23 protein-coding genes are annotated in these 22,617 nt (G+C 69.3%); 17 read left to right on the top strand and 6 right to left on the bottom strand.

The window, feature by feature from the left end:
- The first annotated feature begins 2 nt into the window (after nucleotides 1–2).
- The 3 genes from ACEXQC_RS05830 to ACEXQC_RS05820 all read left to right on the top strand — a co-directional run bounded on the left by ACEXQC_RS05830 (nucleotide 3) and on the right by ACEXQC_RS05820 (nucleotide 2,819).
- Complete coding sequence (locus tag ACEXQC_RS05830) at nucleotides 3–917, top strand: isocitrate lyase/PEP mutase family protein (RefSeq protein ID WP_374819426.1); 915 nt, start codon at nucleotides 3–5, stop codon at nucleotides 915–917.
- Nucleotides 914–2,032, top strand: coding sequence for an alcohol dehydrogenase catalytic domain-containing protein (locus tag ACEXQC_RS05825; RefSeq protein WP_374819424.1), 1,119 nt, complete (start codon nucleotides 914–916; stop codon nucleotides 2,030–2,032). The genes ACEXQC_RS05830 and ACEXQC_RS05825 overlap by 4 nt, the downstream gene beginning before the upstream one ends.
- 130 nt (nucleotides 2,033–2,162) lie before the next feature.
- Entirely contained in the window at nucleotides 2,163–2,819 is a 657-nt protein-coding gene (locus ACEXQC_RS05820) for an HAD-IA family hydrolase (protein WP_374819422.1), read from the top strand.
- Nucleotides 2,820–2,947: 128 nt separating this feature from the next.
- On the opposite strand, the gene ACEXQC_RS05815 is transcribed toward ACEXQC_RS05820, so the two are convergent.
- Nucleotides 2,948–5,596 (bottom strand): bifunctional FO biosynthesis protein CofGH, encoded by a 2,649-nt coding sequence (locus ACEXQC_RS05815; protein ID WP_374819420.1) that lies wholly within the window; start codon nucleotides 5,594–5,596, stop codon nucleotides 2,948–2,950.
- A gap of 169 nt (nucleotides 5,597–5,765) precedes the next feature.
- Between ACEXQC_RS05815 and guaD the strand changes: the two genes are divergently transcribed.
- From guaD to ACEXQC_RS05800, 3 genes are read left to right on the top strand one after another with little or no spacing between them, the layout of a single operon-like run.
- Nucleotides 5,766–7,163, top strand: coding sequence for a guanine deaminase (gene guaD / locus ACEXQC_RS05810; RefSeq protein ID WP_374819418.1), 1,398 nt, complete (start codon nucleotides 5,766–5,768; stop codon nucleotides 7,161–7,163).
- A 5-nt stretch (nucleotides 7,164–7,168) separates the two neighbouring features.
- Nucleotides 7,169–8,146, top strand: coding sequence for an antibiotic biosynthesis monooxygenase (locus ACEXQC_RS05805; protein ID WP_374819416.1), 978 nt, complete (start codon nucleotides 7,169–7,171; stop codon nucleotides 8,144–8,146).
- Between the two features lie 25 nt (nucleotides 8,147–8,171).
- Nucleotides 8,172–8,663 (top strand): hypothetical protein, encoded by a 492-nt coding sequence (locus ACEXQC_RS05800; protein ID WP_374819414.1) that lies wholly within the window; start codon nucleotides 8,172–8,174, stop codon nucleotides 8,661–8,663.
- A gap of 36 nt (nucleotides 8,664–8,699) precedes the next feature.
- On the opposite strand, the gene cofD is transcribed toward ACEXQC_RS05800, so the two are convergent.
- From cofD to ACEXQC_RS05780, 4 genes are read right to left on the bottom strand one after another with little or no spacing between them, the layout of a single operon-like run.
- Nucleotides 8,700–9,689: a 2-phospho-L-lactate transferase gene (gene cofD, locus ACEXQC_RS05795; RefSeq protein WP_374819412.1), complete on the bottom strand. Its 990-nt coding sequence runs from the start codon at nucleotides 9,687–9,689 to the stop codon at nucleotides 8,700–8,702.
- A 33-nt stretch (nucleotides 9,690–9,722) separates the two neighbouring features.
- Nucleotides 9,723–10,133, bottom strand: a complete 411-nt coding sequence (locus ACEXQC_RS05790) for a type II toxin-antitoxin system VapC family toxin (RefSeq protein WP_374819410.1) — start codon at nucleotides 10,131–10,133, stop codon at nucleotides 9,723–9,725.
- A 2-nt stretch (nucleotides 10,134–10,135) separates the two neighbouring features.
- Nucleotides 10,136–10,456 carry a FitA-like ribbon-helix-helix domain-containing protein gene (locus ACEXQC_RS05785; RefSeq protein WP_374819408.1) on the bottom strand — a complete coding sequence of 107 codons (321 nt, stop codon included), beginning with the start codon at nucleotides 10,454–10,456 and terminating at the stop codon, nucleotides 10,136–10,138.
- Nucleotides 10,457–10,516: 60 nt separating this feature from the next.
- Complete coding sequence (locus tag ACEXQC_RS05780) at nucleotides 10,517–11,887, bottom strand: aminotransferase class I/II-fold pyridoxal phosphate-dependent enzyme (protein WP_374819406.1); 1,371 nt, start codon at nucleotides 11,885–11,887, stop codon at nucleotides 10,517–10,519.
- A 148-nt stretch (nucleotides 11,888–12,035) separates the two neighbouring features.
- On the opposite strand from ACEXQC_RS05780, the gene ACEXQC_RS05775 reads away from it, so the two are divergent.
- From ACEXQC_RS05775 to ACEXQC_RS05740, 8 genes are all read left to right on the top strand, one after another.
- On the top strand, nucleotides 12,036–12,884 hold the full coding sequence (locus ACEXQC_RS05775; protein WP_374819404.1) for a nitrilase-related carbon-nitrogen hydrolase: 849 nt from the start codon (nucleotides 12,036–12,038) through the stop codon (nucleotides 12,882–12,884).
- Between the two features lie 25 nt (nucleotides 12,885–12,909).
- Nucleotides 12,910–14,346 carry a dihydropyrimidinase gene (gene hydA / locus ACEXQC_RS05770; protein WP_374819402.1) on the top strand — a complete coding sequence of 479 codons (1,437 nt, stop codon included), beginning with the start codon at nucleotides 12,910–12,912 and terminating at the stop codon, nucleotides 14,344–14,346.
- 10 nt (nucleotides 14,347–14,356) lie between these two features.
- Nucleotides 14,357–15,373 (top strand): TIGR03842 family LLM class F420-dependent oxidoreductase, encoded by a 1,017-nt coding sequence (locus ACEXQC_RS05765; protein WP_374819400.1) that lies wholly within the window; start codon nucleotides 14,357–14,359, stop codon nucleotides 15,371–15,373.
- Nucleotides 15,370–16,323: an ABC transporter permease gene (locus tag ACEXQC_RS05760; protein WP_374819398.1), complete on the top strand. Its 954-nt coding sequence runs from the start codon at nucleotides 15,370–15,372 to the stop codon at nucleotides 16,321–16,323. The genes ACEXQC_RS05765 and ACEXQC_RS05760 overlap by 4 nt, the downstream gene beginning before the upstream one ends.
- The gene (locus ACEXQC_RS05755; RefSeq protein ID WP_374819396.1) at nucleotides 16,320–17,171 is read left to right on the top strand and encodes an ABC transporter ATP-binding protein; all 852 of its coding nucleotides are present in this window, start codon (nucleotides 16,320–16,322) and stop codon (nucleotides 17,169–17,171) included. The genes ACEXQC_RS05760 and ACEXQC_RS05755 overlap by 4 nt, the downstream gene beginning before the upstream one ends.
- Nucleotides 17,168–17,962: an ABC transporter permease gene (locus ACEXQC_RS05750; protein ID WP_374819394.1), complete on the top strand. Its 795-nt coding sequence runs from the start codon at nucleotides 17,168–17,170 to the stop codon at nucleotides 17,960–17,962. The genes ACEXQC_RS05755 and ACEXQC_RS05750 overlap by 4 nt, the downstream gene beginning before the upstream one ends.
- Before the next feature lie 90 nt (nucleotides 17,963–18,052).
- A complete protein-coding gene (locus tag ACEXQC_RS05745; protein WP_374819393.1) occupies nucleotides 18,053–19,201 on the top strand; it encodes an ABC transporter substrate-binding protein in 1,149 nt (382 codons plus the stop codon).
- Between the two features lie 72 nt (nucleotides 19,202–19,273).
- Nucleotides 19,274–20,611: an aspartate aminotransferase family protein gene (locus ACEXQC_RS05740; RefSeq protein WP_374819391.1), complete on the top strand. Its 1,338-nt coding sequence runs from the start codon at nucleotides 19,274–19,276 to the stop codon at nucleotides 20,609–20,611.
- Here the strand turns inward: ACEXQC_RS05740 and ACEXQC_RS05735 are convergent.
- A complete protein-coding gene (locus tag ACEXQC_RS05735; protein ID WP_374819389.1) occupies nucleotides 20,572–20,730 on the bottom strand; it encodes a hypothetical protein in 159 nt (52 codons plus the stop codon). The genes ACEXQC_RS05740 and ACEXQC_RS05735 overlap by 40 nt on opposite strands.
- 112 nt (nucleotides 20,731–20,842) lie before the next feature.
- Here ACEXQC_RS05735 and ACEXQC_RS05730 point away from each other — a divergent pair, with 112 nt between their 5' ends.
- From ACEXQC_RS05730 to rpmF, 3 genes are all read left to right on the top strand, one after another.
- Nucleotides 20,843–21,790, top strand: coding sequence for a LysR family transcriptional regulator (locus tag ACEXQC_RS05730; RefSeq protein ID WP_374819387.1), 948 nt, complete (start codon nucleotides 20,843–20,845; stop codon nucleotides 21,788–21,790).
- A 75-nt stretch (nucleotides 21,791–21,865) separates the two neighbouring features.
- Entirely contained in the window at nucleotides 21,866–22,357 is a 492-nt protein-coding gene (locus ACEXQC_RS05725; protein WP_374820137.1) for a YceD family protein, read from the top strand.
- 54 nt (nucleotides 22,358–22,411) lie between these two features.
- Entirely contained in the window at nucleotides 22,412–22,615 is a 204-nt protein-coding gene (gene rpmF, locus ACEXQC_RS05720) for a 50S ribosomal protein L32 (RefSeq protein WP_374819385.1), read from the top strand.
- The last annotated feature ends 2 nt before the right edge of the window (nucleotides 22,616–22,617 follow it).

Genomic DNA, 22,617 nt, shown 5'->3' with positions numbered 1-22,617 from the left:
CCATGACCCACGTCCAGCCCTCCGCATCCACCAAAGCCGCGACTCTGCGGGCGCTGCTCGCCGACACCTCCGCCCCGCTCGTGGTGCCGGGCGCCGGCACACCCCTCGAGGCGCTCGCCGCCGAGCGCGCGGGGTTCCAGGCGGTCTACCTGAGCGGGTACGCGATCGCGGCCTGGCGGCACGGGCTGCCCGACATCGGCCTGCTCGGTGTCGGCGAGGCCGTCGACGCGCTCACCGCGACGGCGCGCGTGACCGGGTTGCCGATCATCGCCGACGCCGACACCGGCTACGGCGACGCCACCTCGGTCTGGGCCAACGTGCGACTGCTCGAGGCGGCGGGGGCGGCGGCGATCCAGATCGAGGATCAGGTCTGGCCCAAGAAGTGCGGCCACATGGTGGGCAAGGAGGTCATCGATGCCGACGAGGCGGTGCGCAAGATCGCGACAGCTGTGGAGGCGAGGCGCGATCCCGACACCGTGATCATCGCGCGCACCGACTCGCTCGCCCCCCTCGGCCTCGACGAGGCGCTGTCGCGGGCGGAGCGGTTCCGGACGGCAGGTGCCGACGTCGTGTTCGTCGACGCGCCCTCCTCCCTCGACGAGCTCGGCCGCATCGGCTCGACGCTCGCGGGGCCGATCATGGCCAACATGAGCGAGGGCGGCCTCACGCCCGCACTGTCGGCCGACGAGTTCCACGCCCTCGGGTTCCAGCTCGTGATCTTCCCCACGACCCCGCTGCGCGTGGCCGTGCGCTCGATGGAGGACTTCCTCGCCGACCTCCGCCGCAACGGCGACTCGCGCTCGTGGCGCGACCGCATGCACGGGCTCGACGAGCTCAACGAGCTCGTGCGGCTCGACGACTACCTCACGATCGGCGACCGCGCGTCGTCGCGCGTGCTGCCGGGAGGCGGGGCGTGAAGATCGTCGGCGCCGTGCTCGAGCAGATCGGCCGCACCGCTCCGTTCGCCGAGTCGCAGCCGATCAGCGTGAGCGAGCTCGAGCTGGCCGATCCGGGTGAGGGCGAGCTGCTCGTGCGGATCGAGGCGGCTGGTCTCTGCCACTCCGATCTCTCGGTGGTCGACGGCAATCGAGTGCGCCCCGTGCCGATGCTGCTCGGGCACGAGGCCGCGGGCACCGTGGAGGCGACAGGGCCGGGGGTCGAGGGGTTCGCCGTGGGCAGCCGCGTGGTCATGACGTTCCTGCCGCGCTGCGGGGCGTGCGAGGGCTGTGCGAGCGACGGACTCCGACCGTGCATCCCTGGCACGGCCGCGAACTCGGCGGGCACACTCATGGGTGGTGGTCGGCGACTCACGCGCGAGGGCGAGCCCGTCAACCATCACCTCGGCATCTCGGGGTTCGCCACGCACGCCGTGGTCTCCACGCACTCGGTCGTGCCGATCCCCGATGACCTGCCCGCCGACGTGGCCGCCGTGCTCGGGTGCGCGGTGCTCACCGGGGGCGGTGCGGTCATCAACGCGGGGCGGCCCCGCGCGGGTCAGACCGTCATCGTGGTGGGTCTCGGTGGGGTCGGGATGGCGGCGCTCATCACGGCGCTCGGTCTCGAGGGCGTCTCGGTCGTGGCGGTCGACGCCGTGCAGGCCAAGCTCGATCTCGCGCTCGAGCTCGGTGCCACGGCCGCGTACCATCCTTCAGACGCCGTGGCGGCGGGCATCGCTGCCCCCGTGGTGATCGAGGCGGCCGGCAACGTGCGCGCTCTCGAGGCCGCGATCGGGTTCACCGAACCGGGCGGCCGCACGGTCACCGTGGGGCTCCCGGCGCCCGATGCGCGCATCAGCGTGTCGCCCACGGCGCTCGTGGCCGAGGGCCGCTCGATCATCGGCAGCTACCTCGGCTCGGCCGTGCCCAGTCGCGACATCCCCGTCTTCATCCAGATGTGGCGCGACGGCCGCCTCCCGGTCGAACGCCTCATCTCCTCCAGCATCCCCCTCACCGCCATCAACGCCGGCATGGACGCCCTGGCCGCAGGCCACGCCCTCCGCCAGATAATCACCTTCCCCACCCCCACCCCCTGAGATCGAACCACGCAACAGGCCGTACTCGACGACCCAAGGCGGTACGGTCGCCGCGAAGCGACGGCCGCACCGCATGTCGCGTGCGCCGCAGAGGCGGCGGCGCACAACAAGAACAGGCCAGGATGGGGGTATGGGTGCTGAGCGGGAGTTCGTGGTCGAGGCCGTCGTGTTCGACATGGACGGGACCCTCGTGGATTCGTCGGAGCTCGTGCAGGGGGTGTGGGCGACGTTCGCCGAGCGGCACGACGTGGATCTCGCGGACGTGCTCGTCGTCTCGCACGGGCGGCGCGCAGCCGACACCATCGCCCACTACCTCGAGCCCGAAGCAGCCCGCGAGGCACTGGCGGCCGTGAACGCGCACGAGGCCGACGCCGAGGTGGGGGTCCGCGAGATCCCGGGGGCGGCCGCGTTCGTGGCGTCGCTCGACGAGGCCGACGTGGCCGTAGCGACCTCGGCGCCGCACGACCTCGCGATTCTGCGCCTCGCCCAGGCCGGCATCCGCGTGCCCGACGTGGTCGTGGGCGCCGACGACGTGCACGAGGGCAAACCCTCACCCGAGGCCTACCTCCGAGCCGCCGAGCTCCTCGCCCGCGACCCCTCCCGCATCCTCATCTTCGAAGACGCCGAGGCCGGCCTCCAGGCGGCACTAGCAGCAGGCGCCCAAGTCGTGGTGGTGGGCCCCCACGAAAGCCCCACCACAGCCGACCTCCCCCGAATCCCCGACTACTCAGCAGTCCGAGCCACCCGAGACCCCACAGGCACCTACCGAATCACCCTCGGCGCATAGCTCCCGCCACCCACGGCTCCACCCGCGACGCCAACGCAACAGGCCGTACCCGCCGACCCAAGGCGGTACGGTCGCCGCGAAGCGACGGCCGCACCGCATATCGCGTGCGCCGCAGAAGCGGCGGCGCACTAAACAAGCAAATTGGTGCGAAGGGACTTGCCCGTGGCCGCGAACCCCCGCGATGCGAACTCCCGGGCTACCGCAACACGCTCGGCGCTAGGTCGCCCGTAGGTGGTGGTGCGCTGCACCGGCGTGCGACCGATCGAGCGGATCATCGACTCCAGGTCGTCGACCGTCTTCTCCGAGCCATTGTCGGCGCCCGCCATGCGGCTGATGGTCTCCTCCATGAGGGTGCCGCCGAGGTCGTCCGCACCGCCCGTGAGCATCTGCGTTCCGCCCTCACCGAGCTTCACCCACGAGGTCTGCACGTGGTCGATCCGCCCGTGCAGCATGAGCCGCGAGACCGCGTGGATCGCCCGGTTCTCCTGCAGAGTCGGCCCGGGGCGGGCCACCCCGGCGAGGTAGACGGGCGCGTTCATGTGGATGAACGGCAGCAGCACGAACTCGGTGAAGCCGCCCGTCTCGTCCTGGATGCGCGAGAGCGTGCGCAGGTGCGCAACCCAGTGCGACGGGTTGTCGACGTGCCCGTACATCATGGTCGACGACGAACGCAGCCCCACCTGGTGCGCGGTCGTGACGATCTCGATCCACTGCGCCGAGGGCAGCTTGCCCTTCGTGAGCACCCAGCGCACGTCGTCGTCGAGGATCTCGGCGGCCGTGCCCGGGATGGTGTCGAGCCCCGCGGCCTTCGCCTCGAGCAGGAAGTCGCGGAACGACAGCCCCGTGCGGGCGGCGCCGTTGACGATCTCCATGGGGGAGAAGGCGTGCAGGTGGATCTCGGGCTGCCGCTCCTTCACGACCCGCGCGAGGTCGAAGTACGCCGTGCCCGGCAGGTCGGGGTGGATGCCGCCCTGCATGCAGATCTCGGTGGCGCCGATCGACCAGGCCTCGTCGACGCGGTCGCCCACCTGCGTCATCGACAGCGTGTACGCATCCGCGTCGTTGCGCCGCTGCGCGAAGGCGCAGAACCGGCAGCCGGTGTAGCAGACGTTGGTGAAGTTGACGTTGCGGTTGACCACGTAGCCCACGTCGTCGCCCACCACATCTCGCCGCACGTCGTCGGCCACGCGGGCGAGCGCGTCGAGGTCGGGCCCGTCGGCGCCGAGCAGCGTGAGGTACTCGGCGTCGGTGAGCGACGCAGGTGCCTCGGCGGCCTTCGCGAGGGCGGCGCGCACGGCGGGGTCGCCTGCCACCCGGGTGGCGTTGGCGGGGTTGGCGCCCACGTGCTCACGGAGCTCCGACCAGTCGCCGTAGACATCCGAGAAGTCGCTGCGCCGGTCGCCCGTGCGCCCGATCGTGTCGATCTCGGTGTGCAGCTCGGTGCGGCCCGACGAGGTCGACCCCCACTCGGGCTCCTGCCACGGCAGGCCCTCCGGCACACGACCTTCCACGGCCAGCCCGTCCGCCGCCGCGAGTGCCCGCACGTGCGGCAGCACGCGGGGGTCGATCCACGGCTCCTCGGCGCGCACGTAGTGCGGATGCGCGGTGAGGCGCTCGCGCAGGGTGAAGCCCGATGCCGCCGTGAGCCGCGCCAGGTCGTCGATGTGCGGCCAGGGGCGCTCGGGGTTGACGTGGTCGGGAGTGAGGGGGGAGACCCCGCCCCAGTCGTCGATGCCGGCGCGGATGAGGAAGGCCAGCTCGTTCGCATCCGTGAGGTTCGGGGGCGCCTGCAGGCGCGTCTTCGGCCCCAGCACGAGGCGGGACACGGCGACCGCGGCCACGTACTCCTGGGTCTCGAGGTCGTCGGCCCCCATCATCGCCGTGGCCGGCTTGGCCCGGAAGTTCTGGATGATGACCTCTTGGATGTGCCCGTGCCGGCGCGCGGCGGCCCGCAGCGCGAACATCCCCTCCACGCGCTCGGCGTAGTTCTCGCCGATGCCGAGCAGGAGGCCCGTGGTGAAGGGCACGTTCGAGCGCCCCGCATCCTCGATCACGCGCAGCCGCAGCGCCGGATCCTTGTCGGGAGAGCCGAAGTGCGCGTTGCCCTTCTCGGTGAACAGCCGCGACGAGGTCGTCTCGAGCATCATGCCCATCGAGGGAGCCACGGGCTTGAGCCGCTGGATCTCCTCCCACGTCATGACCCCCGGGTTGAGGTGAGGAAGCAGTCCCGTCTCCTCGAGCACGAGGATGGCGACCGAGCGCAGGTAGGCGATCGTGGAGTCGTAGCCGCGCGCCTCGAGCCACTCCTGGGCCACCGGCCAGCGGTCCTCGGGCCGGTCACCGAGCGTGAAGAGCGCCTCCTTGCAGCCGAGCGCCGCGCCCTCGCGAGCGATCGCGAGCACCTCGTCGGGCGTGAGGAACGGCGCCTTGCCCTGCTTCGCGAGCCCGCCGGGCGTCTCCACGAACGTGCAGTAGTGACAGCGGTCGCGGCACAGGTGCGTGAGCGGGATGAAGACCTTGCGCGAGTACGTGATGACGCCGGGGCGCCCGGCGATCTCGAGCCCGGCATCCCGCACACGCGAGGCGGCGGTGAGCAGGCGGTCGAGGTCGTCGCCGCGGGCGTGCAGCAGGGTCTCGGCCTCGGTGGCGTTGAGCGCGACACCCTCGTCGGCGCGCTTGAGCGCACGGCGGATGGCGGATGCGTTGGGCACGAAGGCCTGCACGACGGGCTGCGGCGCGGTGCGGCGGCGCGTGGGGATGGGGAGATCTGAGGGCATGGGGGAGCCTCGTGGCCTCTCGGAATCGATGAGGGAAGGAGGGGCCCAAAGCCAGACCCAGAACCGGATTGGATCCAGAGTACCCCCTGTTTTGGAGCACTCCCGCAGGGGACCCGGGAGGTGTCGCTGTGTCACGATTGCCCCAACGCATCGACGAATGGGGAATCACTTGGCCGAGAAAGCTGTCCGCGGAACGTTCCTGGACTTCATCGACGACCCGTGGAAGCACGTGGGTGACGAGGCCGCAGCCACCCGTTTCCACGTGGACGGACTGCTCGTGGTGGAGAACGGAGTCATCACCGACTTCGGTCCCTACGCCGAGGTCGCGCCGAGGCATCCGGATGCGGAGATCACCGAGATCACCGACCGCATCATCCTGCCCGGCTTCATCGACGGCCACATCCACCTGCCGCAGACCCGCGTGCTCGGCGCCTACGGCGAGCAGCTGCTGCCGTGGCTGCAGAAGTGGGTCTTCCCCGAGGAGCACCGCTACGCCGAGCGCGAGTACGCCGAAGAGGGCACCAAGCACTTCTTCGACAACCTGCTCGCCTCGGGCACCACCACGGCGCAGACCTTCACCACGGGCAACCTCACCTGCAACGAGGTCTTCTTCGAGGAGGCCAGCCGTCGCAACATGCGCATGATCGGCGGTCTCACCGGCATCGACCGGCACGTGCCCGACTACTTCGCCAACACCCCCGAGCAGTTCTACGACGACTCGAAGGCGCTCATCGAGAAGTGGCACGGCACCGGCCGCAACCTCTACGCCATCACCCCGCGCTTCGGCTTCGGCGCCTCGAACGAGCTGCTCGCGGCGTGCCAGAAGCTCAAGCAGGAGTTCCCCGACCTGTGGATCAACACCCACATCTCCGAGAACCCGGCCGAGATCCACGGTGTGCTGGCTCTGCACGACGACTGCCACGACTACCTCGGCGTGTACGAGAAGTACGACCTCGTGGGCCCCAAGTTCACCGGCGGACACGGTGTGTGGCTCACCAACGACGAGTTCCGCCGCTTCAGCGACAAGGGCGCGGCCGTGGCCTTCTGCCCGTCGTCGAACCTCTACCTCGGCTCCGGCCTCTTCCGCCTCGGTCGTGCGCTCGACCCCGAGCACCGCGTGCTCGTCTCGATCGGCACCGACATGGGCGGCGGCAACCGCTTCAGCCTGCTGAACTCGCTCGAGGACGGCTACAAGGTGGGCATGCTCAACAACACCATCCTTGACGGATCGATCGTGCCGAGCGACCAGGATCTCGCCGAGTCGGAGCGCAACAAGCTCTCCGCCTTCCGCGCCTTCTACCTGCTCACCCGCGGTGGCGCCGAGTCGCTCTACATCGACGAGTTCGTGGGCACCTTCGACATCGGCAAGGAGGCGGACTTCGTGGCCCTCGACTGGACCTCGGGCCCGCCCGCCGCCCCCTGGCACGCGAGCCTGCTGCACGGCGAGGGCGAGGTACTCACGCTCGAGAAGGTCTCGGAGCTGCTCTTCGGCATCATGATGGTGAGCGACGAGCGGGCCGTCGACGAGACCTGGGTGGCCGGGGAACGCGCCTACAAGAAGGCGTGACGGGAGTGACCGATCTGGTGGACGCGGGCACCGACCGAGAGGCCTCCTCCACGGTGGCGCTCGTCGTCCACCGGCGGCTGGCCGAGTCGAGCTACGACCGCTACCGCACGTGGCAGCAGAAGGTGGGCGAGCGGATGCTCTCCTGGCCCGGCTTCCTCGACCGCCAGGTGATCGAGCCGAAGCCGCCGCTGCAGGTGGACTGGGTGATCGTGCAGCGCTTCCGCGACGTCGACTCGGCGCGCGGGTGGCTGCAGAGCGCCGAGCGGCAGAACCTCATGTCGGAGATCAAGGACGAGTTCATCGGCAACGACGACGTGCACCTCTTCACCGAGGAGGCGAAGCATCCGTCGGAGGCCGCCTCGGTGATCATCTCGAGCACGGTCGCGCCGGAGGAGGAGGCGGCGTTCCTCGACTGGCAGCGCGAGATCTCGGCGGTGGAGTCGCGGTTCGACGGCTTCCTCGGTCACAAGATCGAGCGACCGGTGCCCGGGGTGCAGAACGACTGGGTCGTCATGCTGAGCTTCGACACCGAGGAGCACCTGACCGCCTGGATCGAGTCGCCGGAACGCCGTTCGCTGCTCGAGGCCGGTGCGGCCTACAACGAGAAGCTCACGCTCACGAAGTCGAGCTACGGCTTCGGCTTCTGGACGGGCAGCACGTCGGCGCAGCCGGATCCGATCTTCAAGAGCAACCTGCTCGTGCTGCTCATGCTCTACCCGATCGTGTTCCTGTGGGGCTACTTCATCGCGGATCCGCTGTTCTCCGATCACGATGTGCCGTTCTGGCTGTCGCTCTTCATCGGCAACGTCGTGTCGACGCAGCTGCTCGGCTGGTTCTTCGTGCCGTGGGCGTTCAAGCTCTTCGGCTGGTGGGTCAAGCGCGACCAGCCCGCGCGTGTGCACCTCGCGGGCTACGCCATCATCGTGGCGCTCTACGCGATCTCGATGGCGGTGTACGCAGGCCTTTTGGCGCTTCGAGGCTGAGAGTCACGCTCGGTAGGGTGGGCGCATGAAGCGTGTGTCGTGTCTCGCCGCCGCCGCGGCTCTCACGGTGCTGCTCGTGGGCTGCACGGGAGGCGGCGACGACAAGCAGGCCGAGCCCGTGCTGCAGTCGGTGGCGGCGCTCGACGTGTACCCGGGCGTCGCCGCGCAGGTGATCGACGCGCTCGCCGAGGCGTATCCCGAAGTCACCTGGACGCCGCCGGAGGAGCGCGAGAGCAGAGTGGTCTCGACCGACGACGAGGGGTGCGTGCTCCTCGTGGGTCCGATCGGCGGCACCCCCTCGCTCCTCGGGGAGGCCGGCTCCTGGAGCAGGATCGCCGAGACCGTGGCTCCCGTGCTGGAGAGCAACGACTTCGCGCCGATCGAGGGCGAGGACGAACTCGAGGGCGGCTGGACGGGTGTCCGCACCACCGATGAGACGGGCGCCGTGCTGCGCCTCTACGACAAGGGAGGCGTGGAGCTCACTCTCCGCGTGCGCGTCACCGATCCGACCTGCTGACGCCCGCCGGGTGAACGCCCGCCGGGTGAACGCCCGTCAGCGGCGGGCGGCCGCGAGGGTGTCGGCGGCGAGCCGGGTGCTCGTGGCCGGGTCGGTCATCCAGAGGGGGACCGCGGTGGTGGGGATGCCGGCCGCCGCGAGCACGGGAACGCCCGCCGCATCCGTCTCGTCGACGAGCCAGGCGTCGAGCAGACCGCCGCGGGCGCGCGAGCCGTAGTGCTTGCCGACCGCCACGGCGGTGGTCTCGACCCCGATGGCGGTGAGGCAGGCGTCGGCCATGCCGCGCACGGCCGCGCCCGAGATGATGGGGGAGACGCCCACGATGGGGGCGCGCGCCGCCTTGAGGGCCGCGCGCATGCCGGGCACACCCAGCACGGTGCCGATCGACACGACGGGGTTGGAGGGGGCCACCACGATCACGTCGGCGTGCTCGATGGCGCGCAGCACCTCGGGGGTCGGATGCGCGGCGTCGACACCCACCTGCAGGAAGCGCTTGGCGGGCACCGAGGCGCGGTGCTTCACCCACCACTCCTCGAAGTGCACGATGCGCCGCTTGCCGTCGACCTCGATCTCGACGTGGGTCTCGACGGGCTGGTCGCTCATCGGCAGCAGGCGCACACCCGGCCGCCAGCGCTCGGCGAGGCGAGCGGTGGCCTCGGTGAGCGTGAGGCCGTCGCGCAGCATGCTCGAGCGCGCGATGTGGGTGCCGAGGTCGAGGTCGCCGAGGGTGAACCACGGCCAGCCCACGCCGTAGGCCGTGAGCTCGGCGCTCACGCGCTCGCTCTCGTCTCGGCGGCCCCAGCCGCGTTCGTCGTCGTTGGCGCCGCCGAGGGTGTACATGATGGAGTCGAGGTCGGGGCACACCCGCAGCCCGGTGAGCCACATGTCGTCGCCCGTGTTCACCACGGCGGTGATTTCGGCGGTCGACCCGCCGTCACCGTTCGGATACGCCTCCCGCAGCTGCGACCGCAGCCCCCTCAAGAACCTCGCCCCGCCGACACCGCCCGCAATCACCGTCACTCGCACGCCCCCATTCAACCCCATGCCGCGCCCGCCCGATCACGCCCCCCACGGATCGACGACCGTGACCCCCGCGCCCTCGAAGTCCCGCACGTTGCGCGTGGCCACCGAAGCGCCATGCACCCGGGCGATCGCCGCGATCTGCGCGTCGAGCGGATCCGGGGGGCGCCCCAGATCTCGCCGCAAACGCCTCACCTCGGCGTATTCGAGAGCCGCCGAGGCGTCGAAGTCGAGGATCTGGTCTTCCAGCATGGAGAGGAACCGGCCGATTCGCGCCCCGACGGCCGCACGGCGCTGACCGTGCGGTAGCAGCGCCACTCCGGTGAGCAGCTCGGCGATGGTGATCGACGTGGTGAAGATCTCCTGAGGTTCGAGCTGATCGAACCACCCGAGCACCACGGAGTCGGGCTGTGGTTTCATCACCTCGGACACGACGTTCGTGTCGAGCACGATCATGTCTGTCGTGGGATCGACGTGTCGTGGTCGACAGGCTCGCCGGGCACGGCGTACTCGGGACCGGAGAAATCGACCTCGCGCCGAGATGCTCCTCGCGGTGGGATGTTTGCTATCAGGTCCTCCGCGCCTCCGATGTCGGCGAAGAGCGCGTGGATCCGGGACCCGAGACCAGAGGATTCGTCGCGCGGTCTGGCGGCTACAGCTGATTTCAGAATCTCCCGCACTTCCGCCTCCATCGATCGACCGTTGCGAGCTGCGCGCACCCGGAGCTGATCGCGTGTTCTCTCGTCGAGGTCCCGTACCGTGATCGTCGCCATGACGGAATGCTAGCAATGCAAGCACTCGCAGGCAAGGGCAAAGTGATGGATCGTCAGGAATCAGGTGGCGCGGGCTGCTGCGGCCAGGAGGCCCGCTACGAGGGTGAAGTCCTCGGTGACGCGGCCCGCGGTGACGCGGAGGAACTGCGGGGTGGGGAACGCCCCGGAGGAGGGGGAGGGCACCGAGGGGGAGGGTGCCGCGATGAAGCTCGAGCCCGCGGCGGCGCGGATGCCGGAGGCCGCGAGCGTCACGATCGCCGCCTTCTCGTCGAGCACGGGCACCCACGTGTTGATGCCGTCCGAGGGAGCGTGCGCCACCCCCGCCGCCACGAGCGCCTCGGAGAGCAGCGTCTGCCGCGCCTGGTAGATGCGCCGGGCGTCGTGCACGGCGTCGAGCGAGACGCTCGCCGTGAGCAGCTCGTAGAGGATCGTCTGCAGCATGCGCGAGGTCCAGCCCGGCCCGATCATGCGCCGCGCCACGATGCGGTCGATGAGCGGCTCCGGCCCGCCGAGCGCCGCGATCCGCAGGTCGGGGCCGTGCGACTTCGCGTAGCTCCGCACGTGAAGCGTGCGGTGCGGCAGCCACGTGCCGATGCTGTGCGCGGGCGAGCTCGAGATCTCGCCGGAGTGGTCGTCCTCGATCACCACGGGGTCGCCGATGTGCGTGTTGGCCCTCAGCACCCGCGCGAGCTCGCGCATCCGCTCGCTCGTCATCGACACCCCCGTGGGGTTGTGGGCGCGGGGCTGCAGGATGATCGCGGCCGGGCTCAGCTGCAGGGCGCGGGCGAGCTGGTCGGGCCGCATGCCCTCGCCGTCGACGTCGACCGGGATGCGCTCCACCCCGAAGTGGTCGAGCAGGTCGAAGAAGGGCGGGAAGCCCGGGTTCTCGACCACCACCCTGTCTCCGAAGCGCACGAGGGTCTCGAGCGAACGCGAGATGGCGTCGAGCGCGCCGTCGACGATCGTGAGCGCCTGGACGGGGTAGGGCCAGGAGGCGCGCAGGTGCAGATCGAGCTGCGGCAGCACGGGTGCGCTCAGGTAGCTCGCCGTGTCGGCGCGTGTGGGCACCTTCATGAGCGCGGCCGTGAGGTCGGGTAGCAGCTCCGGATCGGGTGTGCCCGTCGAGAGGTCGAGCCGCGCCACCACGTGCGATCCGGCGAGCTCACCGAAGTGCGGCGGCATCCACGGAGCCGCGGCCTGCAGCACATAGCTGCCCGCCCGCCCGCGCGACATGATGAGGCCCACACCCGAGAGCGCCTGCCAGGCGTTCGAGACCGTGGCGGGGCTCACCCCCAGCGTGGAGGCCACGTCGCGCACCGTCGGAAGCCGATCGCCCGCATGCAGCGACCCCGAGCGGATGAGCCGCGAGATGGCGGCGGCGATCCCCTCCGGTGTGCGGTGTTCGACGGCGTCGACGATCTGATCGAGCATGGGCTCCAACCCTACGGAGTGGTGCACGAGACTCTTGACATATTTACGCTCGCGTCACATTGTGAAACACGAGAGAAATGTTCACCGCCAATAATAACAAAACGGGGTGAGAAGACCGCCCCTCTTTTGTTCCTGAGGAAGGCTTTCAATGACGACGATCCGTGCGGCGATCACCCAGGCCACCTGGACGGGCGACAAGGAGTCGATGCTCGACAAGCACGAGCAGTTCATGCGCGATGCCGCGGCAGACGGCGCGCAGGTGATCTGCTTCCAGGAGCTCTTCTACGGCCCCTACTTCGGCATCACGCAGGACAAGAAGTACTACCGCTACGCCGAGCCGGCCGACGGCCCGATCGTGCAGCGCTTCGCGGCCCTCGCGAAGGAGCTCAACCTCGTGACGGTGCTCCCCATCTACGAGGAGGACCAGCCCGGCGTCTACTACAACACCGCCGTGGTGGTCGATGCCGACGGCACCATTCTCGGCTCGTACCGCAAGCACCACATCCCGCACGTCGACCGCTTCTGGGAGAAGTTCTACTTCCGCCCCGGCAACCTCGGCTACCCGGTATTCGACACCGCGGTCGGCCGCATCGGTGTGTACATCTGCTACGACCGCCACTTCCCCGAGGGCTGGCGCGAGCTCGGCCTCAACGGCGCCGAGATCGTCTTCAACCCGAACGCCACCAAGCCCGGCCTCTCCAACCGGCTGTGGGAGATCGAGCAGCCCGCCGCGGCCGCCGCCAACGGCTACTTCGTGGCCGCCCCCAACCGCGTGGGCCGGGAGGACAACGAGTACGGCGACCTCGCCGTGACCTTCTACGGCACGAGCCAGTTCGCCGACCCCCAGGGCAACATCGTGGGCGGCTACGCCTCGGGCGACGCCGAGGAGCTCGTGATCCGCGACCTCGATCTCGACATGATCCGCGCCGTGCGCGACGACTGGCAGTTCTACCGCGACCGTCGCCCCGACTCGTACACGAGCATCCCGAAACCGTAGAGACCAACGAGCAACGGAGCTGAGAATGACCAAGACCCTCATCACCGGCGGCACCGTCGTCAACGCGACGGGCACCGCCAAGGCCGACGTGCTGATCGACGGCGAGACCATCGCCGCCGTGCTCGCCCCCGGCAGCACCCTGCTCGGCTTCGACCTCGCGTCGAACGTCGACCAGGTCGTCGACGCCACGGGCAAGTACGTCATCCCGGGCGGGATCGACGCGCACACCCACATGCAGATGCCGTTCGGCGGCACCGAGGCCAGCGACACCTTCGAGACGGGCACCAGGGCGGCCGCCCACGGTGGCACGACGAGCATCATCGACTTCGTGGTGCAGTACGCGGGCGAGAACATCCTCGACCAGTACAACGCCTGGCAGGAGAAGGCGGCCGGCCAGTGCGCCGTGGACTACGGCTTCCACCAGATCCTCTCGGATGTGCAGGACTCATCGCTGACCGCGATGGACGAGCTCATCAACGAGGGCGTGACGAGCTTCAAGCTCTTCATGGCCTACAAGGGTGTGTTCCTCTCGGACGACGGCCAGATCGTGAAGGCCATGCAGCGGGCGAGCGACAACGGATCGCTCATCATGATGCACGCCGAGAACGGCTCGGTCATCGACCTGCTCGTCAAGCAGCACCTCGAGCGCGGCGAGACCACTCCCTATTACCACGGCGTCTCGCGCCCGTGGCAGGCGGAGGAGGAGGCCACGCACCGCGCCATCATGCTCGCGAACCTCACCGGCGCACCCCTCTACATCGTGCACGTGAGCGCCAAGCAGGCCGTGGAGCAGATCGCCGTGGCCCGCGACAACGGCCAGAACGTGTTCGCCGAGACGTGCCCGCAGTACCTCTACCTCTCGCTCGAGGATCAGCTCGGCGCCTCGAGCGAGGAGTGGGGATCGTTCGAGGGGGCCAAGTGGGTGTGCTCCACGCCGCTGCGCTCGAAGCACGAGGGCCACCAGCACCACATGTGGCAGGGCCTCCGCACCAACGACCTGCAGGTCATCTCGACCGACCACTGCCCCTTCTGCATGAAGGGCCAGAAGGACATGGGCCTGGCCGACTTCTCCAAGATCCCGAACGGCATCGGATCGGTCGAGCACCGCATGGACCTCATCTACCAGGGTGTCGTGATGGGCGAGATCAGCCTGCCCCGCTGGGTGGAGCTCACGAGCACCACGCCGGCGCGCATGTTCGGCATCTACGGCAAGAAGGGCGTCATCCAGCCCGGTGCCGACGGCGACGTCGTGATCTACGACCCCAACGGCCACACCTCCATCGGCGTCGAGAAGACCCACCACATGAACATGGACTACTCCGCCTGGGAGGGCTTCGAGATCGACGGCCACGTCGACACCGTGTTCTCCCGTGGGCGCAAGATCGTCTACGACAACTCCTACCTCGGCACAAAGGGCGACGGCGCTTACTTCAAGCGCGGCCTCAGCCAGTACTTGATCTGAAGGAAGCAACATGGATTTCGGCGCGGTCGTTCAGACCAATCCCCCCGCAGCACGCACCGTCGGCCTCGCGAAGCTCAGCGAGCAGTATGGCTTCGACTACTTCTGGACCTTCGACTCGCACCTGCTCTGGCAGGAGCCCTACGTGATCTACAGCCAGATCCTGGCCGAGACGCACAAGATCAAGGTCGGTCCCATGGTGACCAACCCGGCCACCCGCGACTGGACGGTCACGGCCTCCCTCTACGCCACCCTCAACGAGATGTACGGCAACCGCACGGTCTGCGGCATCGGCCGCGGCGACTCGGCGGTGCGTGTCACCGGTGGCGCGCCCACCACGCTCAAGTCGCTCCGCGAGTCGATCCACGTCATCCGTGAGCTCGCCTCGTCGCGCGCGGTGGAGTACAACGGGCAGACCCTGCAGTTCCCGTGGAGCAAGGGCTCCGAGCTCGAGATGTGGGTGGCCGCGTACGGCCCGCTCGCCCTCAAGCTCACGGGCGAGGTGGGCGACGGCTTCATCCTGCAGTGCGGCGACATCGACATCGCCAAGTGGATGATCGAGACCGTGCGCACCGCAGCCTCGAACGTGGGCCGCGACCCGGAGGCGATCAAGTTCTGCATCGCCGCGCCCATGTACATCGGCGACGACTGGGAGCACATGCGCGACCAGTGCCGCTGGTTCGGAGGCATGGTGGGCAACCACGTGGCCGACATCGTCTCGAAGTACGGCACCGATGGCGCCGTGCCCAAGGCGCTCACCGACTACATCAAGGACCGCGAGGGCTACGACTACAACGAGCACGGCCGCGCGGGCAACTCGCACACGGCCTTCGTGCCCGACGACATCGTGGACCGCTTCTGCGTGCTCGGCACGGCGAAGGACCACATCGAGAAGCTCGAGCAGTACAAGGAGATCGGCGTCACGCAGTTCGCCGGCTACCTGCAGCACGACAACAAGGAGGAGACCCTCCGCGTGTACGGCGAGACCGTGATGCCGGCCCTCCGCGAGCACATCACGGCCAAGGCATGACGGCAGCCCCCCAGGCGGGCACCCGCGCGAAGCGAGCGAAGCCCCCCGGAGCAGCCGGCGCACCCGGAGCACCCCGTGGCAACGCGGGGCTCAAGCGCGTGCTGTTCGGCGTGGGCGGTGTGGTGCTGCTCGTGGCGCTGTGGGAGCTCTACAAGGCCCTCGGGCCCGAGTCGGGCGTGGTCATCGGCGACCTCACCGTGCTGCCGCGCACCACTGATCTCGCCATGCCCCACGTCTGGGACATGGTCACGCGGCTCTTCGGCGAGACCGGATCGGGCCGCAACGCCGAGCCCGTGTGGCTCGCCGTGCTCGAGGCCTCGGTGTTCACCCTCGGTGTGGCCGCGGTGGGCTGGATCGTGGGTGTGGCGGTCGGGCTGCTGCTGGCCGTGCTCATGCAGCGCTTCCGCACGGCGGAGTCGGCCGTGCTGCCCTGGATCATCCTGAGCCAGACCGTGCCGCTCATCGCCATTGCGCCGCTCGTGCGACGCTGGGGCTCGCAGCTCGAGTTCGGCGAGTTCACGTGGGAGAACTGGATGTCGGTGGCGGTCATCGCTTCCTACCTCGCCTTCTTCCCGGTGTCGATCGGTGCGCTCCGCGGGCTCAACTCGCCCGACGCCAACCACGTCGAGCTGTTCCGCAGCTACGGCATCGGCTGGTGGAAGACGCTCATCCGCCTTCGGCTGCCGGCGTCGGTGCCCTACCTGCTGCCGGCCCTCCGGCTCGCCGCCGCCAACGCCGTGATCGGCACGGTCGTGGCCGAGGTCTCCATCGGGCTCCGCGGCGGCATCGGCCGCATGATCATCGAATACGCGCAGCAGGCCTCCGGCGATCCCGCCAAGACCTGGGCGCCCATCTTCGGCGCCATCGCCGTCGGCCTCATCGCCGCCGGCTTCATCGCACTTCTCGGAGTCGTGCTCCGTCGTTACCGCAGAGGGGAAGTGCCCGCATGAGCGACGCACCCGCAGCATCCGTATCCGCCGCCGCATCCGCGGCCACCGCCGCCGTCGAGGTCGTGGGGGTCGACAAGATCTTCGTGGGCAAGAAGAAGGCCACGGTCACGGCGCTCGAGAACATCGACCTCACCGTGGCGCCGGGGGAGTTCGTCTCGCTCATCGGCCCCTCGGGCTGCGGCAAGTCGACGCTGCTCCGCCTCATCGCCGACCTCGACGCGCCCACCGGTGGCACCGTCACGGTCTTCGGCAAGACCGCCAGGCAGGCGCGGATCGACCAGGAGTACGGCATCGCCTTCCAGCAGGCGGGCCTCCTGCCGTGGCGCACGGTGGCCGGCAACATCGAGCTGCCGCTCGAGCTGCACGGCGTGGGCGGGCCTGCCCGCAAGTCGCGCTCGGCCGAGCTGCTCGCGCTCGTGGGCCTCTCCGACTTCGCCGACAACTACCCCGACCAGCTCTCCGGAGGCATGCAGCAGCGTGTGGCGATCGCCCGCTCGCTCGCCGAGAGCCCGCGGCTGCTGCTCATGGACGAGCCGTTCGGTGCGCTCGACGAGATGACGCGCGAACGCATGCAGACCGAGCTCGTGCGCATCACCGCCGAGACGGGGGCCGCCGTGGTCTTCGTGACGCACTCCATCCCCGAGGCGGTCTACCTCTCCAACCGCGTCGTCGTGATGTCGCCGCGGCCGGGTCGCATCCGCGACATCCTCACCGTGTCGCTCGGCTCGGCCGCCGAGCGCACCGAGCAGCTGCGCGAGAACGAGGCCTTCTTCGAGAACGTGAGCCGCGTGCGCGAGCTGCTGCACGGCGAGGCGCCGGTCGGCATCCGCGGGGTCGAGACCCGATGAGCGGCGCCACCGCCACCCGGGGTGCGTCGGGAGGCACGGCTCGCACCGTGCTCGCCCCGGTGCTGCTCGGCATCGTGGCGCTCGCGCTGTGGCAGCTGCTGATCGTGGCGTTCGAGGTCAAGCCGTTCATCGTTCCCGGCCCGCTCGCCATCGGCGAGCAGTTCGGCGGCAGCTTCGACTCCGTGCTGCAGGGCGCTCTCGTGACGGGCGGCAACGCCCTCGTGGGGCTCGTCATCGGCGGAGTGCTCGGCATCCTGTTCGCCGTGATCTCCGCCCTCGTGCGGGTGATCGACGAACTGAGCGCTGCCGTGATCGCCGCCCTCGCGGTGGTGCCGATCGTGGCCCTCGCGCCCGTGCTCTACACGATGTTCGGGGCGGGGGCCGAGACCGCGAGGCAGCTCGTGGCCGCCATCGCCGTGTTCATCCCCGTCTACATCAACACGCTGCGGGGCCTCCGCCAGGTGCGCCCGGTGCACCGCGACCTCATGCACGTCTACGCGGCCTCCCCGTGGCAGCTCACCCGCACCGTCACCATCCCAGGGGCTCTGCCCTTCATCTTCACGGGCCTCCGCATCGCCTCGAGCCTCGCCGTGATCTCGGCGCTCATCGCCGAGTACTTCGGCGGGCCCGTCGGCGGCCTCGGCAAGTCGATCACCTCGGCCGCGTCGTCGTCGAACTACCCGCTGGCGTGGGCCTACGTGCTCGGCGCCATCCTCGTGGGCCTGCTGTTCTACTGCGTCACCCTCGGCATCGAGAAGTTCGCCACCCGGCACTACAAGCCGAGCACCTAGCCGTTCCGACCGCTCCACCCGCACGACCGCTCGATCCGCTCCACCCGCACCACCGCGCACCATCCGCAGCACCACCCAAAGGAGGAAAGCATGAAACACAGCACCCGTCTCATCTCAGGCGTCGGAGCGCTCGCCGTCACGGCGCTCGCGCTCGCAGGCTGCTCGTCGGGCGGCTCGAGCGACACCTCGAGCGACTCCGCCGACGGCGAGCTCACCCCGGTGAGCCTGCAGCTGCAGTGGTTCTCGCAGGCCCAGTTCGCGGGCTACTACGCGGCTCTCGACCAGGGCTTCTACGAGGAGGAGGGCCTCGACGTCACCATCCTCGAGGGCGCAGCCGACATCGTGCCCATCGACGTGCTCACCGGCGGCGACGCCGATTTCGCCATCTCCTGGGTGCCCAAGGTGCTCGGCTCCATCGAGCAGGGCGCCGCCGTCACCGACATCGCCCAGATCTTCGAGCGCTCCGGCACCACACAGGTCTCGATGAAGGAGGCGAACATCACCTCGCCCGCCGACCTCAAGGGCAAGAGCGTGGGCAGCTGGGGCTACGGCAACGAGTGGGAGCTCTTCGCCGGCATGGCGAAGTCGGATGTGGCGCTCGGCGACATCTCGCTCGTCTCGCAGGCGTTCGACATGAACGGCTTCCTGGCCGGCGACATCGACGCCGCCCAGGCGATGACCTACAACGAGTACGCGCAGGTGCTGGAGTCGATCAACCCGGCCACGGGTGAGCTCTTCCAGCCCGACGAGCTCAACGTCATCGACTGGAACGAGGAGGGCACCGCCATGCTGCAGGATGCCATCTGGGCCGACAGCGACCGCCTCGCCGACGACGCCGACTACGCCGACACCGCGGTGAAGTTCATCAAGGCCTCCATCAAGGGCTGGGCCTACGCCCGCGACAACCCCGAGGAGGCCGCGACGATCGTGACCGAGTCGGGATCGCAGCTCGGTGAGAGCCACCAGCTCTGGATGACCAACGAGGTCAACAAGCTCATCTGGCCCTCCACCTCGGGCGTGGGCACGATCAACCAGGACCAGTGGGACCAGACCGTCGAGATCGCCATGGACACCCCCAACGAGACCGGCGCGACCGTGATCACCGAGGAGCCCCCGGCGACCGCCTTCTCGAACGAGTACGTCGAGCAGGCCCTGGCCGAGCTCGAAGAAGAAGGAGTCGACGTCATGGGCGCCGACTACGCTCCCATCGAGGTCACCCTCAACGAGGGCGGCAACTAGCACCCCCGGGTGGGGCGGTGCAGGCCGCCCCACCCACCCTCAACGCACGACCAGAAAGCACAGGCACCACTGATGACTCTCGATCCCGCCGACCAGCAGCTCACCCTCGAGCTCGACCGCGCGCACGTCTTCCACTCCTGGTCGGCCCAGGGTGCCCTCAAGCCCATGGTCATCGCCGGCGGCCTCGGCTCGACCGTCTGGGACTACGAGGGCAACGAGTACCTCGACTTCTCGTCGCAGCTCGTCAACACCAACATCGGCCACCAGCACCCCTCCGTGATCGCGGCCATCAAGCAGCAGGCCGACGTGCTGACCACGGTCGCCCCCGCCCACGCCAACCTCACGCGCGGGCAGGCCGCCCAGTGCATCCTCGACAGGGCCGGCTCCTCCTACGACAAGATCTTCTTCACCAACGGCGGTGCGGATGCCAACGAGAACGCCATCCGCATGGCGCGGTTGTACACGGGGCGCGACAAGGTGCTCTCGACCTACCGCAGCTACCACGGCAACACCGGTGCCGCCGTCGTGGCCACGGGTGACTGGCGGCGCGTGCCCAACGAGTACGCGCGCGGCCACGTGCACTTCTTCGGGCCGTTCGCCTACCGCTCGGAGTTCTGGGCCACCTCTCCCGAGGAGGAGTCGACGCGGGCGCTGCACCACCTGCGCCGCGTCATCCAGTCGGAGGGCGCGTCGTCGATCGCCGCCATCCTCATCGAGACCGTGCCGGGCACCGCCGGGGTGCTCGTGCCGCCGCCCGGCTACCTCACGGGGGTGCGCGCGCTCGCCGACGAGTTCGGCATCGTGCTCATCTTCGACGAGGTCATGGCGGGCTTCGGCCGCACCGGTGGCTGGTTCGCCTTCCAGTCGCTCGCGGAGCAGGAGGGCGGCGTGGTCGAGCCCGACCTCATCACCTTCGCCAAGGGCGTCAACTCCGGCTACGTGCCGGCCGGCGGCGTCGTCATCTCGCCCGCCATCTCGGCGACCTTCGACGACAGCGTGTTCCCCGGCGGCCTCACCTACTCCGGTCATCCGCTCGCCATGGCCGCGATCGTCGGCACGCTCGACGCCATGGAGGAGGAGGGCATCGTGGAGAACGCGGCCCGGGTAGGCCGAGAGCTCATCGGGCCGGGCCTCGCAGCCCTCGCCGCCAAGTACCCGCTCATCGGCGAGGTGCGCGGGCTGGGTGTGTTCTGGGCCCTCGACCTGGTGACGGATGCGTCGACGCGCGAGCCGGCGCCCGCGTCGGTGATCGGCGCGCTCAAGTCGAAGCTGCTCTCGCTCGGCCTGCTGCCGTTCTTCGCCGACAACCGGCTGCACGTGGTGCCGCCGTGCGTGGTGACGGATGCCGAGGTCACGCGTGCCCTCGCCCTCTACGACGAGGCGTTCGCGTCGCTCGACGACACCCTCTGAGCCCACGTGCCGGGGCGGCGGTCGGCGATCTGCCGATGGCCGTCTCTGGCGACGTCGGCGATCGTGCCGGCGATGCCCACGAGAGCGAGCACGGCGAGGATGATGAGCGCGGCGATCATGGCGGGTCCCTCCGGTCGTGAGGCCCTCCGCAGGGCCTCTGGTGTTCACCGTGGCATCCGGTTGTGTGTAGATCAATCGAATAGATCTGAAGTCTTCGTTTAGGATCGCTTCATGGACGTGAGACGACTCGAACTGCTGCGGGAACTGGCCGAGCGGGGCAGCATCACCGAGGTGGCGCGCGCCACGCACCGCACGCCGTCGGCGGTCTCCCAGCAGCTGCGGGTGCTCGAGCGCGAGGCCGGTCTGCCCCTCACCGAGAAGGCCGGCCGCGGCATCGTGCTCACGGATGCGGGCCGCGCGCTCGCCCGCAGCGCCACCGACGTGGCCGTGGCCATCGAGCACGCTGCGGCCCTCTGGGACGAGTTCCGCAACGACCCCACGGGCGAGGTGTCGCTCGCGACCTTCCCCACCGGCGGGCAGATGCTGCTGCCCGGCGTCATCTCGCGGCTCGCCGAGGTGGGCGGGCTCACCCTGCACTGCTCGGATCGCGACCCCGAGAGCGACGACTTCCCCGCCCTCACCTCCGACTTCGACATCGTGCTCGCGCACTCGGCCTCCTCGGCCGCGGCCAACTGGCAGTCGAGCGAGATGACCGCGATCAAGCTCATGACCGAGCCCCTCGACATCGCCCTGCCGCCGGGGCACCGGCTCGCGGAGAAGGAGCAGCTGCTGCCGGAGGACCTCATCGGCGAGAACTGGATCGGCGTGCCCTGGGGCTACCCGTTCGAGCGCACCATCCTCGACATATCCACGGCGGCGGGCAGCCCCATGAACGTGGTGCAGCGCTTCGGCGACACGCGGGTGACCGAGGCGTTCGTGGCGGCGGGGCTCGGCATCGCCATCCTGCCCTGCTACACCGCGGGTGGGGCGTACCGCAGCGAGATCGTGCTGCGGAACCTCCACGGCGTGGTCTCCGAGCGGCACATCTTCGCGCTCATGCGTCGCGACCGAGCCGAGCGCCTCGCGGTGCGCACCGTGGTGGAGGCCCTCCGCGCGGAGGCCGACGCCGTGGTCGCGGCCAACCGCCACCGCAACCCCGTGCCTCTGGAACGCGGGTAGAATCTCGTAGTGAGTTCATTCAGGAAGACCCCTTACACGGTCAACGTGCGCGACCTCCTGCACAAGCCGGGGGAGATGCGCGAGCAGTCGTTCGACATCGACGTGAAGGAGAAGCTCGGCGAGGGTCTCGTGGCCGTGCAGGTGGGCGAGAAGGTCCACGTCGACGCCCGGCTCGAGTCGGTGCACGAGGGCATTCTGGTGAGCGCGGAGCTCACCGCAGACGCCGATGGCGAGTGCGGTCGGTGCCTCCGCGAGATCACCGTGCCTGTCGAAGTCGAATTCCAGGAGCTTTTCGCGTATTCTTCTGACGAAGCTTTTGATCACGAGGTGAAAGACGACCATGTCGACCTTGAATCTCTGATCAGGGATACGGTGGTGCTGTCACTGCCGTTCCAGCCGGTGTGCGAGCCGGATTGCCCAGGCCTCGACCCGGAGACGGGTGAGCGGCTGGCCGAGAATCCCGTGCAGGCTGCACCCGAAGCGATCGATCCGCGATGGTCGGCGCTCGCTGGGCTGGCAGACAACCAGAAGAAAGTTTCCGAAGACACGGACCCCGACGGCGCCTGAGCCCGGAGTCTTGACCGCCGGTCGTGAGACCGACAGAGAAGAAGAGAGATAGTCATGGCCGTTCCGAAGCGGAAGCAGTCACGTTCCAACACCCACTCGCGTCGTTCGCAGTGGAAGGCCGAGATCCCCACGCTCGTCAAGACCGTGGAGAACGGCAAGACCACCTACAGCCTTCCGCACCGCGCGAAGGTCGTCGAGGACTCCGCCGGCACCCCGCTCTTCATGGAGTACAAGGGCCGCAAGGTCGCCGACGTATAACA

The sequence above is a fragment of the Herbiconiux liukaitaii genome (assembly GCF_041927495.1).
GTDB classification, from domain to species: domain Bacteria; phylum Actinomycetota; class Actinomycetes; order Actinomycetales; family Microbacteriaceae; genus Herbiconiux; species Herbiconiux liukaitaii.
The sequence above is the reverse complement of the archived record's forward strand: the minus strand, read 5'-3'. Positions and strand labels throughout refer to the sequence as shown.